This window comes from Shinella sp. HZN7 (assembly GCF_001652565.1).
Taxonomy (GTDB): Bacteria; Pseudomonadota; Alphaproteobacteria; order Rhizobiales; family Rhizobiaceae; genus Shinella; species Shinella granuli.
The window spans coordinates 608,317-623,623 of sequence record NZ_CP015736.1 but is presented as its reverse complement, the minus strand read 5'-3'; the positions used below and the strand labels follow the sequence as shown (position 1 = coordinate 623,623).

Genomic DNA, 15,307 nt, shown 5'->3' with positions numbered 1-15,307 from the left:
CCGTCCCTGGGCGGCTCGATCTTCCCTGCACCCTTGAAGATATATAGGACTCCTATATAATCTCCGCATGGAAACGCCCAGGAACCCCCATGCGATCACCGAGCGCCTTCGCGAAGGCCTTTCCCGCGTCGGCATGGCCATGCGCATCGACGAGTGGAACCGCTCGAAGGCGAGCGGGCTCAACCCGACGCAGCTTGCCATCCTGACGCTGCTGGAAGGGCGCGGGGCGGATGGCCTCGGCGTGCGCGAGATCGCCGCCCATCTCGGCGTCTCGCAGCCGACGGCGACGGATTCGATCAATGCGCTGGAGCGCAAGGCCTGTCTGGAGAAGCGGCCGGAAGCGGGCGACCGGCGCGCGGTGCGCGTGGTGCCGACGGCGGAAGGTCTTGCGATTCTCAAGGCCTCGGATACCGGCGACGGCCTTGCCGCCACGGCCCTCGGCGCACTCGATGACCGCGAGCAGGAGGACCTGCTCCTCACGCTGGTCAAGATGATCCGCCGCCTGCAGGTGGCGGAGGCGATCCCCGTCCAGCGCATGTGCGTGACCTGTCGCCACTTCTCCCCCTTCGCGCATGCGGATGCCGCGCGCCCCCATCATTGCCATTTCGTCGATGCCGCCTTCGGCCAGCGCGACCTGCGCGTCGATTGCCGCGATCACGATGAAGCCGATCCCGCATCCCGGGCTGCCACCTGGGATGCATTCCAAGCGGGATAGTTCCACCCTCCAGGCAAACGAAAGGAAGACCATCATGCTCGGCAGATTTGCAACCGGCGCGCTCGCCGCCGGAACGGCCCTGTTCTGGCTGACGACAGCCTCGGCCCATTCCATCAAGGCGGAGCCTGCGGAAGCGGTAGAGGCCGCCTTCGACATCATCGAGACGATGATCGTCACACGGGGCGACAGCGCGATCTTCACCACCCGCGTGCGCGGCGAGGCCGGTAAGGACAAGCCCGACGCGACGGGCAGGTTCGAAGGCTCCAGCGTCTATGCCTACGTCTGGCCGACGAGCCTCGACAGCGGCGCGATCGGCTTCGACGCGGGCCAGGGCATTGTCGCGCTCGCCGTCACCTTCCATCCGGATTTCGACGATGCGGCCAAGGGCGGCAAGAACCGCCATGTCTGGCATCCGCACTGGGTGGTGCTGGCCGAGGACAAGGCCTGCGGCGGCGGGCTCAAGGTCATCGACATCCCGGAAGGCACCACGCCGAAGGTGCCGGAGACCTGGCCCGGCGTGCCGCTCCTCATCGACAGCCCGCAATACCCGACCAGCTTCAAGGGCGACACGGTGGACGTCGCCATTCCCCTGTCGCTGATCGGCGGCATTAAGGGCGCCGCCTTCGACGGCGTGACGGCAGGGCTGAAGGTCAACGGCAACCTGCATGCGCCGCTGCTGTGCGTCAGCAACGTGTTCAAGGTCGCCTCGGGCGATCTCAGCCTGCCCGGTAAGGTCGTGCCGGCCGAATGATCCGGCGCCGGTCCGGCAACTGCCATTGCCGGACCGGCCATTCCTCCCCTCCAGGCAAATGAAAGGAAAGAACGTGCCGAGATTTACCCCCACTGGCCCCCGCGATGCAACGGGCCCGGCCGAGGCCTGCCGGCAGGGAGGCGACGATGACCGCGCCTGAGACGCCGCTTGCCCCGGAACTGGCCGTCAGCGAATGGTTCAACACGCCGGCCCCGCTGACGCTCGCCGGCCTGCGCGGCCGCCCGGTCTTCCTGCACAGTTTCCAGCTTCTGTGCCCCGGCTGCGTGGCGCAGGCCCTTCCGCAGGTCCAGCGCATCGAGCGCGTCTTCGCCCATACCGACCTGCAGGTCATCGGCATCCACACGGTCTTCGAGCACCATGCGGCCATGTCGCCGGTCACCCTCGGGGCATTCCTCCACGAATACCGGCTGAAATCCCCCGTCGCCGTCGACCTCGCGGAAGAAGGATCGGATATCCCGGTGACGATGCAGCGTTTCAGGCTGCGCGGAACGCCCTCCTCCGTGCTGATCGGGCGGGACGGTACCATCCTGCACCAGGCCTTCGGCGTGGAGGACGACATCGCCGTCGGGGCGCGGATCGCCATGGCGCTTTCCGCCACGGCCGGGGACGGCGCCTGCGCCGACGGCCGCTGCGCGGCACCGATGCCTCCGGTCGTCGAACCATGACGGCGGTCGCATTGCTCAGCCTGCGCATCGGCGGCGTCGCACCGCTCGGCGCGCGCGGCGTGCCGAGCGGCATCGTGAAGGCGCCGGTCCACCATGCGCTCCATCTTCGCGAAACCGGTTTTGCCGGCGACAGGCAGGGCGATACGGTGCGGCATGGCGGGCCGGAAAAGGCCGTGTACCACTATCCTTTCGAGCACTATGCCGACTGGGCCCGCGATCTCGGGCCGCATCCGCTTCTTGCCGGCCCCGGCGCCTTCGGCGAGAACCTCTCGACGGCCGGGCTGACGGAGCGCACGGTGGCGATCGGCGACGTCTTCCAGCTCGGCACCGCGGTCATCGAGGTCAGCCAGGGACGGCAGCCCTGCTGGAAGCTGAACGAGCGCTTCGGCCGGACGGAGATGGCACGCCTGGTGCAATCGAGCGGGCGGACCGGCTGGTACTACCGGGTGCTCACGCCCGGCACCGTCTCGCCCGCCGACCGCCTCGCCCTGCGCGAGCGCCGCGCGCCGGAATGGACGCTGGCACGCATCTGGCGCGCCTTCTACATCGATCCGCTCAACCGCGCGGAACTGGCCGGCATCGCCGCGCTCGGGCGCCTTGCCGACGGCTGGCGCGCCCATGCCGCCCGACGGCTGGAAAGCAACCGGGTCGAGGACTGGACGAAGCGCCTCACCGGCGCCGGCTGACATCCCGCAGCGCCGCTGCGGAGCGGCAACGCTTCGGCGTTGGATCACACAATATCCCGGCACCTGCGACGCTATTGCACTTTCGACCGGGCGGGGCTTGCGCTAAAGTGGTATCCAGAATACTTTTTTGACCCCGGCCGGGAGACGACGCCATGCGGATGACGCTTCACACGGACTATGCCCTGCGCATGCTGATCTACGTGGCGACGCGGCCGGACCGCGTGTGCACGGTGAACGACGTGGCCGAGGCCTACGGGCTTTCGCGCAACCACCTCCTGAAAGTGGCGCAGACCCTGCGCGATCTCGGCCTCGTCGAGACGACGCGCGGGCGGGCGGGCGGGATCAAGCTGGCGAAGGCGCCCGCCAAGATCGCCGTCGGCGCGCTGGTCCGGGCGACGGAAGAGGAATTCTCGCTGGCCGAATGCATGCAGGCGGGCGGGCGGACCTGCGCCATCTCGCCGGCCTGTCGGCTGAAGGGTATGCTGCACGAGGCGCTCGCCGCATTCCTTGCAGTTCTCGATAAATACACGCTTGAGGATATTGTCCGCAACAGGGCCGCGCTCGGGCCTCTGCTTGGCATTGCCGAAGCGGCGTGAGACACGGAGGGGAGAGATCGATGATATCGGGATTGACAGTTTCGGAGCGCCATCTGGCCCTCTTCGTGCTCGGCGCGCTCGCCCTGACGGGGCTTGCCATGGCGGTGGCCGGGCGGGGAGATCCGCTGGCCGTGCACGGCTATATCGTGCTGGTCTTCAGCCTCGGCCTCGGCTTCGTTGTGCTGTCCGCGCTGTTTGACCCGGAGCCGCCGGAAGAAAGGCTTTCCGAATATTACGACGATCCGACGCGGGCCGGCATCATCCTGTCGCTCGCCTGGGCGGTGGCCGGCATGTTCGTCGGCGTCTGGGTGGCCGCGCTGCTCGCTTGGCCGGAACTGACCTTCGTCGACAGCGCCTGGGCGAGCTTCGGGCGCCTCAGGCCCGTGCACACGTCGGGCGTCATCTTCGGCTTCGGCGGCAATGCGCTGATCGCCACCTCCTTCCATGTGCTCCAGCGCACCTGTCGCGCGCGACTGCCCGGCCAGTTCGCCCCGTGGTTCGTGCTGATCGGCTACAATCTCTTCTGTCTGATCGCCGCGACCGGCTACCTGATGGGCATGACCCAGTCGAAGGAATATGCCGAGCCGGAATGGTATGCCGATATCTGGCTGGTCGTCGTCTGGGTCGTCTATTTCCTCATCTACATCCGCACGCTGCAGCGCCGCAAGGAACCGCATATCTACGTCGCCAACTGGTACTACATGGCCTTCATCCTGGTCGTGGCGGTGCTGCACATCGTCAACAACCTCGCCGTGCCCGTTTCCTTCGGCCATGCCAAGAGCTATTCGCTGTTTTCCGGCGTGCAGGATGCGATGACGCAATGGTGGTACGGCCACAACGCCGTCGCCTTCTTCCTGACCGCCGGCTTCCTCGGCATGATGTACTATTACCTGCCGAAGCGCGCCGAGCGGCCGATCTTCTCCTACCGCCTCTCCATCATCAGCTTCTGGGGCATCACCTTCATGTATATGTGGGCGGGCGCGCACCACCTGCACTACACCGCCCTGCCGCAATGGGTGCAGACCCTCGGCATGACCTTCTCGATCGTGCTGCTTGTGCCGTCCTGGGCGTCCGCCGGCAACGCGCTCGCCACGCTCAACGGCGCCTGGCACAAGGTGCGCGACGATGCGACCCTGCGCTTCATGATGGTCGCGGCCGTGTTCTACGGGCTCTCCACCTTCGAAGGCTCCTTCATGGCGATCCGCGCCGTCAACTCGCTCTCGCACTATACCGACTGGACCGTCGGCCATGTGCATGCCGGCGCGCTCGGCTGGGTGGCGATGATCACCTTCGGCTCGCTCTACGCCCTCGTGCCGTGGATGTGGAAGCAGGAGCGCATGTATTCGCCCAAGCTGATCGAGGTACATTTCTGGCTCGCGCTTGCCGGCACCGTCGTCTACGTCTTCGCCATGTGGAATTCGGGCATCATCCAGGGCCTGATGTGGCGCACCTACAACGACAGCGGCACGCTCGCCTATTCCTTCATCGACAGCCTCGTCGCCATGCATCCCTATTACATCGCCCGCGCCTTCGGGGGACTGCTGTTCCTTGCCGGCGCCGTCGTCTGCGCGTTCAACGTCTGGATGACGATCCGCATGGCGCGAAGGGCGCGCGCCGCAGAGCCCGCCGGCGACGTTCCCCTCTACGGCAAGGCCGGCGCGGCCCCGGCAGGAGAATGACGATGAAGGAGTTCTTCCACCGCAAGCTCGAGCGCAACGCCATCGGCTTCGTGCTGGCCATCGTCGGCGTCGCCTCCATCGGCGGCCTCGTCGAGATCGCCCCGCTCTTCACCATCCACGAGACGGTGGAGGAGGCGCCAGACATGCGGCTCTACACGCCGCTGGAGCTCGCCGGCCGCAACCTCTACATCCGCGAGGGCTGTTACGCCTGCCATTCGCAGATGATCCGCACGCTGCGCGACGAGGTGGAGCGCTACGGCCCCTATTCGCTGGCCGTGGAATCGAAATACGACCACCCGATGCTCTGGGGCTCCAAGCGCACCGGCCCGGACCTCGCCCGCCTCGGCGGCAAGTATTCCGACGCCTGGCATGTCGCCCATCTCGTCAATCCGCGCGACGTGGTGCCGGAATCGGTCATGCCGCGCTACGGCTGGCTGAAGCGCAATGCGCTGAGGATCGACGATCTTAGCGCGCACCTTGCCGCCCAGCGCGCCGTCGGCGTTCCCTATACGGATGCGATGATCGAGAACGCCACCGCCGACGCCCGCGCGCAGGCCAACCCCGACGATGCCGGCGCCTCCGGCGTCAGCGAGCGCTACGGCGAGGCGACCAATGTGCGCGCCTTCGACGGCAATCCCGGTCTCCTGACCGAGATGGACGCGCTGGTCGCCTATCTCCAGATCGTCGGCCAGTTGACGCAGGCGGCGCAGCAGCAGACGGCAAAGGCGGAGTGAGGCGATGGAGATCGATCACAACAGCGTCGTCGCCTTCGCCAAGAGCTGGGGGCTGTTCTACCTGATCCTGCTTGCCGGGGCCGTCGTCGTCTACGCGCTCTGGCCGGGCAACCGGAAGCGTTTCGATCGCGCCAAGAAGAGCATTCTCGACAAAGACGACCGGCCGGGGGACTAGGGCATGGCAACCGAAAGACACGATCCCGCCACCGGACGGGTCACCACCGGGCACGAATGGAACGGCATCGAGGAGCTGGAAACGCCGATCCCGCGCGTCGTCGTCTTCTTCCTCACCGTCACCACGCTCTTTGCCATCGGCTACTGGATCCTGATGCCGGCCTGGCCGCTCGGCGTCACCTATACCAAGGGCCTGCTCGGCATCGACCAACGCGATGTCGTGACGCGGCAGGTGGAGGACGCCGCCGCGGCCCGCGCCGCCTGGACCGGCCGCATCGCCGGGGCAAGCCTGCAGGAGATCGCCGCGGACGACACCCTGATGCAGCATGTGCGCGAGACCGGCCGCACGCTCTTCATCGACAATTGCGCCGCCTGCCACGGCACGCGCGGCACCGGCGGGCCGGGCTTCCCGAACCTTGCGGCGAAGGCCTGGCTGTGGGGCGGCGAACCGGAGACCATCGCCGAGACGATCCGCATCGGCATCAACGCCGCCAACGAGGAGACGCGCGTCTCGCAGATGATGGCCTTCGGCCGCGACGGCATCCTCGACGACAGGCAGGTGCGGGCCGTCGCCGCCTATGTGCGCTCGCTCTCCGCCCTGCCGATGGGCGCGGCCAACACCGCTGAGGTCGAGGCCGGCAGAGAGGTGTTCGCCGCCAACTGCGTCGCCTGCCACGGCGAGGACGGCCGCGGCAGCACGGAGGCCGGCGCGCCCGACCTCACCGACGCCGCCTGGATCTACGGCAGCGACGCGCAGAGCGTCTTCACCTCGATCTATTCCGGCCGGCAGGGCCACATGCCCCACTGGGAAGGCCGCCTTTCGCCGGTCGATATCAAGCTGCTGGCGCTCTATGTCGGCACGCTGGCGGAGGACGGGCGATGAACGGCGCGGCAAGCGAGACGCGTCCGCCCGGCCGCATCAACTGGCGGATCGCCGCGTTCCTCATCGTCGCGGCGGGCCTTGCGCTCTTTGCCGGCGCCAATGCGCATCTCGTCCATGTCGCGCTGACGTCCCAGCCCGATTGCGTGCAACACCTGAAGACGGAAGGCCGGGACGGCGCGTATCGCGCCGCGCGGCCCTCCTGCTGAGAGAGGAAGGAATATCATGGGAACGACCGACAAGACCGGTGGCGCGCCCGTGCCGCTCGCCGAACAGCGCCGCCGTAACCTGCCGGCCGGCGCGGCGCTCGGCTGGCTCACCGCCGGCTGGCGCGACCTCTGGCGCAATCCGCTGCCGAGTCTCGCCTATGGCTTCGCCGTCTTCCTCCTGTCGCTGGCGGTGGTCTGGGGCCTCTTCCGCCTGGAGCTCGACTATATCCTCTTCCCCGCGCTTGCCGGCTTCATGGTGGTCGGCCCGCTGGTGGCGATTGGCCTCTACCGCAAGAGCCGGGACCTCGAGGAGGGCGTGACGCCGAGCCTTGCACGCATGATCTTCGTGAAAGCCGAATCCGGCGCGCAGGTCTGGTATACGGGCGCGATCCTCTGCCTGCTGATGCTGGTCTGGATGCGCGCCGCCGTCATCATCTACGCGCTCTTCGTCGGGCTGAGGCCCTTTCCCGGCCTCGACCATGTCGTCGCCATGCTGGTCTCCACGCCGGAAGGGCTCGGCATGATCGTCGTCGGCACGGCGGTCGGCGGGCTTTTCGCCGCCTTCTCCTTCGCCATCAGCACCTTTGCCATTCCTATGCTGCTGGCGGAAAAGACGGACGCCTTCACCGCGATGGGCACGAGCATTTCGCTCACCTTCCGCAATCTGCCGGTCATGCTCGCCTGGGGCGCCATCGTGCTGGCGCTCACCGTCGTCGCCATCGCGACGGGGTTCCTCGGCCTCGTCGTCATCTTCCCGCTGCTCGGCCATGGCACCTGGCACAGCTACAGGGCGATCCGATGAGAGGCCGCCCTGCCCCCGACCGCACCATCGTCATCGACGGCAAGCCGCTGCCGGAAGTGCTCGACGAAGCGATGATCCATGCCGTGGTGCACGGTTTCTATGACGGGATCCGCAAGGATCCGCTGCTCGGCCCGATCTTCGACGGTGCGATCGCGCCGGAGGACTGGCCGGTGCATCTTGCAAAGATGTGCGACTTCTGGTCTGCAACGCTTCTGCGCACCGACCGCTACGAGGGCCGACCCTTGCCGCCGCACCTTGCCATACCCGAGCTTGGGGAACAGCATTTCCGCCGCTGGCTTACGCTGTTCCGCGCAACCGTCGAGCGGCTCTGCCCGCCCGAGGTCGCCGATCTCTTCCTCGACCGGGCCTTGCGCATCGCCCATTCCTTCCGCCTCGCCATCGCCTTCAGCCGCGGCGAGGATTCCATGGCGGTCACGCCGATTTCGCGGGAAGCAATTTCATGAGTGCCGCCGATGCCAGCCCCCTCGTCCTCAGCCGGGACGAAGCCGGAGAATTCCTCCTGCCGGCAGACATGCTCGCCGCGCGTTTCGGCTGGCCGACGCAGACGCTGCGCGACTACATGCGCCGCGGCCTCGTCGCCTCGCGCGTCGAGCGCGGCGAAGGCGAGGATGCCGGGCGCTGGCGGCTTTCGGTGCGCTGCGGCAACCGCCGCTGGCAGGCCGTCGTCGAGGCGGACGGCACGGTCGGCACGCAGCACGTCGAGGTGCTTTCCGCCGGGGCGCCGAAACCCTCGCGGTAAAGCAATTCCAGCAAAAGTGCGAAGCGGTTTTGCGTCCGGTATTATGTAAAAACAAATAGATAGAGCGTTTTGGCGATTCGAAGAAAAGCAGAAATTCTCCAGCAGGACGGCCGGCCCCGTCAGTCGCCGAGGAGCTGGCGGTCGTCGCCGTCGCGCCGGCTGACCAGCTCCTCCTTGATGCTGCGCAGGGTCTTCATCGCCTTGGTCCGGTCGGCATAGGCGACGAGATTGGCCAGCATGTCGATGACCGCGAGATAGGCATAGCGTGTCGAGGTGGGCCGGAAGATGTTCTTGCCCTCCGGCAGCTCGACGGAGATCACCACATCCGCCGCCGTCGCGACGGGCGAACCGCCCTGCGTGAGGACGATGGTGGGGATGCCGCGCCGGCGCAGCAGTTCGAGGCAGTGGACGAGCGCCGGGTCGCGGCCGGTGAAGGAGGAGCCGAACACCACCGTGCCCGGCTGGGCGGCCGCGGAGATCATCGCGTTCATGTTGTGGTCGTTCGAGGCGTTGATGCGGCAGCCGAGCCGGAAGAGCCGGTTGTGCAGCTCGTTGACGATCATCGCCGAATTGCCGCTCGCCCCGAAGGCCTGGATGAAATCGGCGCCGCGCAGCAGGCGGGCCGCCATGTCGAGCGAGGCGAAATCGAGCTGGCGATGCAGCTGGAACAGGGCGTTCTGCGCCTTGGCGATGATGTCCTCGGCCACTTCCTCGGGCGTTTCGGTCGGCACTTCCGGCTTGACGTAGCGCAGGCCCACATAAGTGAGCCGGGCGAGCTGCACCTTGAAGTCCGGATAGCCCTTGCAGCCGAGCCGGCGACAGAAGCGCGTGACGGTCGGCGGCGACACGCCGGCGCGGTCGGCCAGCTCGCCGATCGACGAATTGACGACGAAATCGACGTCGTCGAGGGCGAGTTGCGCCAGCTTGCGATCGAGCCCCGACAGCCGGCCATCCTCATCCGACAAGGCGTGAAAAAGGTCCATCGGCTGCGGCCTCCCCCTGCACGGCGCGTCGGTCCGGCGCGCAAATGAAAACGAATTTCTTGTCTGCCAGTCATAACACAGTGCCGGCGCGCATCAATGGGCTTGGCGATCGGCGCCTGAAATTCACCGGACCGTTCCGGGATGCCCTCCCATCCTCCTGCGCGACACCGCCCGGATCTTCAGCCATGGAAAGCGCCGCCCACCGAAAGAACGGCGGATTTCACGCCGAAGCGGATCGCGGCGGCCGTCGCGACACGGATTTTCAGGCCGGCGGGCTCTCTTTTTCAGAAAAATTTTTACGTGTTGATGCCAAATCGACGCGCGGCGCGAAACAGAAGCCTGCCACCCGTGAAAATCAGACCGTCCGAACATGGTCCCATTTTCACGTTTACGCCGGTTTTCCGGGGTTCCGTTCCTTCTTCGTGTCCTTATATCGGCTCTGGAACGGGTTGAAATTGATACGGGATTCAAGGCGACTGCGATGACCCTCACCGCTCTCGCCAAGGCGCCTGCCATGAAAATTTCTCCCATTTTCATCTGAAAAGAAAACGGATTACACTAAGGCCTGCCATACACCCGTCATCCATTGACTTCCGGTGAAATTATCGCATTATCGAGAAAACAAATTACATCGCTCCAGCGATGATCGTTGACGGGAACTTTGCGATCCAACAGCACGGCATCACGCCGTTCGGCCAGGCACCGGCGCGCCACGCGGCGGGCGATGACGGCCGGGCAGCGGCCGGCCTGGACGCCAGCGGAACGGACGCCCATGCGCATCTTCACGGCCTCGCTTGCCACCGAGACCAACACCTTCTCGCCCGTCCCCACGGACATGAACGCCTTCAAGGCCGCCTTCTATGCCGGCCCGGGCGAGCATCCCGACACGCCCACGCTCTGCTCCTCCGTCGTGCCGATCCTGCGCCGGCGCGGCCGGGCGGAAGGCTTTGCCGTCATCGAGGGCACCTCCTGCTGGGCCGAGCCCGCCGGCCTCATCCAGCGCCGGACCTACGAGACCCTGCGCGACCGCATCCTCGGCGAACTGCAGGCCGCCCTGCCGGTCGATGCCGTCGTGCTCGGCCTGCACGGCGCGATGGTGGCGCAGGGTTATGACGATCCGGAGGGCGACCTCTTGGAGCGGGTGCGCGCGATCGTCGGGCCGGACGTGCTGGTTGCCGCCGAGTTCGACCCGCACAGCCACCTCACCGCCCGGCGCGTCGCCCATCTCGACCTGATGGCGACCTTCCTCGAATTCCCGCACACCGATTTCGAGGAGCGCGGCGAGCATGTCGTCGAGCTTGCGCTGCGCACGCTGCGCGGCGAGATCCGCCCCGTCATCTCCACCTTCGACTGCCGCATGATCACCCTCTACCCGACGAGCCGCGAGCCGATGCGCGCCTTTATCGACCGGCTGAAGGCGATGGAGGGCAGGGACGGCATCCTCTCCATCTCCGTCATCCACGGCTTCATGGCCGGCGACGTGCCGGACATGGGCACGCGCATCGTCGTCGTTGCCGACGGCGACAAGGCGAAGGGCGACGCGCTGGCGCAAAGGCTCGGCCACGAGCTCTACGGCCTGCGCCGCAAGACGGCGATGCCGATGTTCGACACGGAGGCCGGGCTCGACCGGGCGCTGGCCGTGCGTGACGAGCGGCCGGACATGCCCGTCGTCATCGCCGACGTCTGGGACAATCCGGGCGGCGGGGTGGCGGGCGATGCGACCTATATCCTGCGCCGCATGATGGCGCGGGGCTTTGACGATGTCGCGGTGGCGACGATCTGGGACCCGATCGCCGTCTCCTTCTGCCATGCGGCGGGGGAAGGGGCGGAGCTTGCGCTGCGCCTCGGCGGCAAGTCGGGGCCGGAGGGCGGCGAGCCGCTCGACCTCCGCGTCACGGTCGAGACCGTGTTCGACGCCGGCTGGCAAAGCTTCCGCAACAGCCGGGTGACGCTGGGTCCTGCCGCCGTGGTGCGTCCGCTCGGCACGACGATCGACATCGTGCTGATCACCAGTCGCACGCAGACCTACGAGCCCGACATCTTTGCCAACCAGGGCATCGACTTCACGGCAAAGGCCTTCCTGCTGGTGAAGTCCACCAACCACTTCCATGCCGGCTTCCAGCCGGTCTCCTCCGAGATCGTCTACGTCGCCGCACCGACCTCCTACCCGACCGATCCGGCAACAACCGCCTATCGCAAGGCCAGTCTCGAACTCTGGCCACGCGTCGACGATCCGCTCGGGCTTGAAAGCTGAACCACCCGCCGGACGGGAGCCGGCGCGGATATGAACCTTGTGGAACCAGAGGGATATAAGATGAAAAATACATTTGTCATGATCACGTTGGCCGCGGCGCTCGCCAGCACCAGCAGCCTCGCCATCGCCCAGACGACGGACGGCGTCCTGACCGTCGCGACCATCGGTGAGCCGCCGACGCTCGACGTCATGCAGACGGCGACCGACATCGTGCTGACCATCGACCAGCACATTTTCGAGACGCTCTACACCTATGACAACGAATGGCGCTCCGTGCCGCTGCTGGCGCTCGCCATGCCGGAGATTTCCGAGGACGGCCTGACCTATCGCATCCCGCTGCGCGAGGGCGTCAAGTTCCACGACGGCAGCGCGCTCGATTCCAAGGACGTCACCGCCTCGCTGACGCGCTGGATGGCCGTCAACTCCAAGGGCAAGCAGGTCGCCGAAGTGGTCGAGAGCCTGTCCGAGGACGGGCCGAACACCGTCGTCGTCAAGCTGAAGTCGCGCTATGCCCCGCTGCTCGCCACCTTCTCGCAGGCCTCCGTCATCATGCCATCGGAGAAGATCGCCGATACGCTGACCGAATTCGTCGGCACCGGCCCCTATGCGCTGAAGGAGCGCAAGCCCGACCAGTATACCCAGCTCGTCCGCTTCGACGGCTACACATCGCCCGAGGGCGAGCCCAGCAATTATGCCGGCAAGCGCGTGGCGATCGCCAAGGAGATCCGCTTCGTGCCGGTTCCCGACGCGAACACTCGCGTCGAGGGCCTGATCTCCGGCCAGTTCGACTTTGCCGATTCGCTGCCCGTCAGCGCCTATGAACGCATCGAGGCGAGCGGCAAGGCGAAGGCGGTGATCTACGAGAACACCGGCTGGGCCTCGCTCAACATGAACATGAAGGAAGGCCTGCTTATCAAGAAGGAGCTGCGCCAGGCCGTGCAGGCCGCGCTCAACCCCAATGACATGATGCTCGCCGCCTTCTCCGACGAGCGCTTCTTCAGCGTCGATGCCTCGATCTTCCCGAAGGGCTCGCTCTGGTACACCGAGGCGGGCGTCGCGCGCTACGGCGAGGGCGACCCGGAAGAGGCCGGCAAGCTGCTTGCGGATGCCGGCTATGACGGCACGCCGCTGCGCCTGATGACCAGCCGCCAGTACGAGTTCCACTACAAGATCGGCGAGGTCGCCAAGGCCTATCTCGAAGCCGCCGGCTTCAAGGTCGACCTGCAGGTGGTGGACTGGGCGACCCTGACGACCCGCCGCGCCGACCCGAAAGAATGGGACATCTTCATCACCCATTCCAACTTCCCGGGCGACCCGACGACGATCAACACGATCACCGACAGCTATCCGGGCTGGTATGTCTCCGACCAGAAGGCGGCGGCCGTCGCCACCTACATGGACGCCGTGTCCGACGCCGACAAGCAGAAGGCCTGGGAAGGCATCCAGACCGTGATCTACGACGACGCGCCGCTCTTCAAGGTCGGCAATTTCAACGCGGTCACGGGCGTCGGCGCCGGAATTGCCGACTACACGCCGACCTACTGGCCGCACTTCTGGAACGTCACGCCGAAGAAGTAAGGGGGATATCATGGCAAGGATCGTCCGGGCATTGTTGAAACGGCTGGGGGGCATGGCCATCGTGCTCGCCCTCGTCGTGACGGTGGTTTTCGTCATCGTCCGCGTAACGCCGGGCGATCCCGCCGCCGTGATGCTGGGGTCGGATGCGACCCCTGAGGACATCGCCGAGCTGCGTACGAAAATGGGGCTCGACGCGCCGCTGATCGCCCAATACGGCCAGTTCGTGCTGGGTATATTGCAAGGCGATCTCGGCCAGTCGATCTTCCTCGACCAGCCGGTGACATCGGCGCTCGCCGCACGGGCGGAGCCGACCTTCTTCCTCACGCTGTTCTCGATCCTGATCGCGGTCGCGATCGCGCTGCCGGTCGGCATCTTCTCCGCCGTCAAGCGCGGCACGCTGTTCGACCAGGTCGTGGTGACGCTGACCATGGTGGCGGCGAGCGTGCCGAGCTTCTGGCTCGGCCTCATGCTGATCCAGGTCTTCGCCGTCGGCCAGGGCTGGTTCCCGGCCTCCGGCTATGGCGGGCCGGACACCTCCTTCCTCGAGCGGCTGCACCATCTCGTGCTGCCGGCCGTGGCGCTCGGCATCGTCAATTCGGCGCTGATCACCCGCTTCACCCGCGCCGCCATGCTGGACGTGCTCGGCGACGACTATGTGCGCACCGCCCGCGCCAAGGGGGCGAGCGAGCGGCGCGTGATCCTCAAGCATGCGCTGAAGAACGCCCTGATCCCGATCATCACCGTCATCGGCCTTTCCATCGCCATGCTGGTCGCCGGCGCGGTGGTGACGGAAACCGTGTTCGGCCTGCCGGGGGTCGGCAATCTCGTGGTCTCGGCCGTGCTGCGCCGCGACTATCCCGTCATCCAGGGCACGCTGCTCGTCGTCGCGGCGATCTACGTGCTGATCAACTTCATCGTCGACATGCTCTACATCCTCGTCGATCCGCGGGTGCGCCTATGATGACCGCTTCCCTCTCCATGCCGCTCGTTTCCAGCCTGCGGCGGCTCTTCCGAAACAAGGCCATCCTCATCGGCGCGATCATCCTTGCCGTCGTGCTCGTGGCGGCGGTCCTCGCCCCGTGGGTCGCGCCCTATGCGCCGAACAAGCTGTCGATCGTCAACAAGCTGAAGGCGCCGTCCCTCGCCCATGTCTTCGGCACCGACGAATTCGGCCGCGACATCTTCTCCCGCGCCATCTATGCGGGGCGCATCTCGCTGCTCGTCAGCCTCGGCGTCGTCTGCATCTCCACGGTGCTCGGCGTCATCCTCGGGGTTGCCGCCGGCTTCTTCCGCAAGCTCGACGCACCGATCTCCCGGCTGCTCGACGCCATGATGTCCTTCCCGGACATCCTGCTCGCCATCGCGCTGGTCGCGGCGCTCGGGCCGTCGCTCACCACGGTCATCCTGGCGCTCGGCATCACCTATGCGCCGCGCCTTGCCCGCATCGTGCGCGGCTCGACGCTGGTGCTGCGCGAACTGCCCTATATCGAGGCCGCCGTCGCCATGGGCCTGCCGACCTGGCAGATCCTGACGCGCCACGTCCTGCTCAACCTCGCCTCGCCCATCCTCGTCCAGGCGACCTTCGTCTTCGCCTCGGCGATGCTGGCGGAAGCGAGCCTCTCCTTCCTCGGCGTCGGCGTTTCCACCGACATGCCGACCTGGGGCACCATGCTCGCCTCCGGCCGCGAATACATGAACAACGCGCCCTGGCTGATGGTGTTTCCCGGCCTTGCCATCGTCTTCTCGGTCCTCGCCCTGCAACTCGTCGGCGACGGGCTGCGCGATCTCGTCGATCCGCGTCTTGCGAAGGAAAGCTGACC

General features: G+C 66.6%; 20 protein-coding genes. 18 read left to right on the top strand and 2 right to left on the bottom strand.

What is annotated here, in order from left to right; genetic code table 11:
- The first annotated feature begins 67 nt into the window (after nt 1-67).
- The 13 genes from shn_RS03025 (at nt 68) to shn_RS02965 (ending at nt 8,672) form a co-directional block, all read left to right on the top strand.
- Complete coding sequence (locus tag shn_RS03025) at nt 68-715, top strand: MarR family winged helix-turn-helix transcriptional regulator (RefSeq protein ID WP_064329084.1); 648 nt, start codon at nt 68-70, stop codon at nt 713-715.
- Nucleotides 716-749: 34 nt separating this feature from the next.
- A complete protein-coding gene (locus shn_RS03020; protein ID WP_064329083.1) occupies nt 750-1,466 on the top strand; it encodes a hypothetical protein in 717 nt (238 codons plus the stop codon).
- Between the two features lie 146 nt (nt 1,467-1,612).
- A complete protein-coding gene (locus tag shn_RS03015) occupies nt 1,613-2,152 on the top strand; it encodes a redoxin family protein (RefSeq protein ID WP_084437727.1) in 540 nt (179 codons plus the stop codon).
- Nucleotides 2,149-2,838, top strand: a complete 690-nt coding sequence (locus shn_RS03010; RefSeq protein WP_064329081.1) for an MOSC domain-containing protein — start codon at nt 2,149-2,151, stop codon at nt 2,836-2,838. The genes shn_RS03015 and shn_RS03010 overlap by 4 nt, the downstream gene beginning before the upstream one ends.
- A 152-nt stretch (nt 2,839-2,990) precedes the next feature.
- Complete coding sequence (locus shn_RS03005) at nt 2,991-3,434, top strand: Rrf2 family transcriptional regulator (protein ID WP_064329080.1); 444 nt, start codon at nt 2,991-2,993, stop codon at nt 3,432-3,434.
- A gap of 20 nt (nt 3,435-3,454) precedes the next feature.
- A complete protein-coding gene (gene ccoN, locus shn_RS03000; RefSeq protein WP_064329079.1) occupies nt 3,455-5,113 on the top strand; it encodes a cytochrome-c oxidase, cbb3-type subunit I in 1,659 nt (552 codons plus the stop codon).
- A 2-nt stretch (nt 5,114-5,115) separates the two neighbouring features.
- On the top strand, nt 5,116-5,847 hold the full coding sequence (ccoO, locus tag shn_RS02995; protein WP_064329078.1) for a cytochrome-c oxidase, cbb3-type subunit II: 732 nt from the start codon (nt 5,116-5,118) through the stop codon (nt 5,845-5,847).
- Nucleotides 5,848-5,851: 4 nt separating this feature from the next.
- The gene (locus tag shn_RS02990) at nt 5,852-6,022 is read left to right on the top strand and encodes a cbb3-type cytochrome c oxidase subunit 3 (RefSeq protein WP_064329077.1); all 171 of its coding nucleotides are present in this window, start codon (nt 5,852-5,854) and stop codon (nt 6,020-6,022) included.
- Nucleotides 6,023-6,025: 3 nt separating this feature from the next.
- Nucleotides 6,026-6,904: a cytochrome-c oxidase, cbb3-type subunit III gene (gene ccoP / locus shn_RS02985; RefSeq protein ID WP_064329076.1), complete on the top strand. Its 879-nt coding sequence runs from the start codon at nt 6,026-6,028 to the stop codon at nt 6,902-6,904.
- Nucleotides 6,901-7,110, top strand: coding sequence for a hypothetical protein (locus tag shn_RS02980; RefSeq protein ID WP_064329075.1), 210 nt, complete (start codon nt 6,901-6,903; stop codon nt 7,108-7,110). The genes ccoP and shn_RS02980 overlap by 4 nt, the downstream gene beginning before the upstream one ends.
- A 16-nt stretch (nt 7,111-7,126) precedes the next feature.
- Nucleotides 7,127-7,912 (top strand): DUF2189 domain-containing protein, encoded by a 786-nt coding sequence (locus shn_RS02975; protein WP_064329074.1) that lies wholly within the window; start codon nt 7,127-7,129, stop codon nt 7,910-7,912.
- A complete protein-coding gene (locus shn_RS02970; RefSeq protein WP_064329073.1) occupies nt 7,909-8,376 on the top strand; it encodes a group III truncated hemoglobin in 468 nt (155 codons plus the stop codon). The genes shn_RS02975 and shn_RS02970 overlap by 4 nt, the downstream gene beginning before the upstream one ends.
- Nucleotides 8,373-8,672, top strand: a complete 300-nt coding sequence (locus shn_RS02965) for a DUF6522 family protein (protein WP_064329072.1) — start codon at nt 8,373-8,375, stop codon at nt 8,670-8,672. Before shn_RS02970 ends, shn_RS02965 begins: the two co-directional genes overlap by 4 nt.
- Before the next feature lie 119 nt (nt 8,673-8,791).
- On the opposite strand, the gene shn_RS02960 is transcribed toward shn_RS02965, so the two are convergent.
- Nucleotides 8,792-9,655: a MurR/RpiR family transcriptional regulator gene (locus shn_RS02960; protein ID WP_064329071.1), complete on the bottom strand. Its 864-nt coding sequence runs from the start codon at nt 9,653-9,655 to the stop codon at nt 8,792-8,794.
- Between the two features lie 44 nt (nt 9,656-9,699).
- Between shn_RS02960 and shn_RS35690 the strand changes: the two genes are divergently transcribed.
- Nucleotides 9,700-10,140, top strand: coding sequence for a hypothetical protein (locus shn_RS35690; protein ID WP_145925851.1), 441 nt, complete (start codon nt 9,700-9,702; stop codon nt 10,138-10,140).
- Nucleotides 10,141-10,234: 94 nt separating this feature from the next.
- On the opposite strand, the gene shn_RS35685 is transcribed toward shn_RS35690, so the two are convergent.
- Nucleotides 10,235-10,429 carry a hypothetical protein gene (locus tag shn_RS35685; RefSeq protein WP_145925850.1) on the bottom strand — a complete coding sequence of 65 codons (195 nt, stop codon included), beginning with the start codon at nt 10,427-10,429 and terminating at the stop codon, nt 10,235-10,237.
- Here shn_RS35685 and shn_RS02955 point away from each other — a divergent pair.
- From shn_RS02955 to shn_RS02940, 4 genes are read left to right on the top strand one after another with little or no spacing between them, the layout of a single operon-like run.
- Nucleotides 10,428-11,909 (top strand): M81 family metallopeptidase, encoded by a 1,482-nt coding sequence (locus shn_RS02955; RefSeq protein ID WP_064329070.1) that lies wholly within the window; start codon nt 10,428-10,430, stop codon nt 11,907-11,909. The genes shn_RS35685 and shn_RS02955 overlap by 2 nt on opposite strands.
- A 60-nt stretch (nt 11,910-11,969) precedes the next feature.
- Nucleotides 11,970-13,487 carry an ABC transporter substrate-binding protein gene (locus shn_RS02950; RefSeq protein WP_064332407.1) on the top strand — a complete coding sequence of 506 codons (1,518 nt, stop codon included), beginning with the start codon at nt 11,970-11,972 and terminating at the stop codon, nt 13,485-13,487.
- 19 nt (nt 13,488-13,506) lie between these two features.
- Nucleotides 13,507-14,448: an ABC transporter permease gene (locus shn_RS02945; RefSeq protein WP_064332405.1), complete on the top strand. Its 942-nt coding sequence runs from the start codon at nt 13,507-13,509 to the stop codon at nt 14,446-14,448.
- Nucleotides 14,445-15,305: an ABC transporter permease gene (locus shn_RS02940; protein WP_084437725.1), complete on the top strand. Its 861-nt coding sequence runs from the start codon at nt 14,445-14,447 to the stop codon at nt 15,303-15,305. Before shn_RS02945 ends, shn_RS02940 begins: the two co-directional genes overlap by 4 nt.
- The last annotated feature ends 2 nt before the right edge of the window (nt 15,306-15,307 follow it).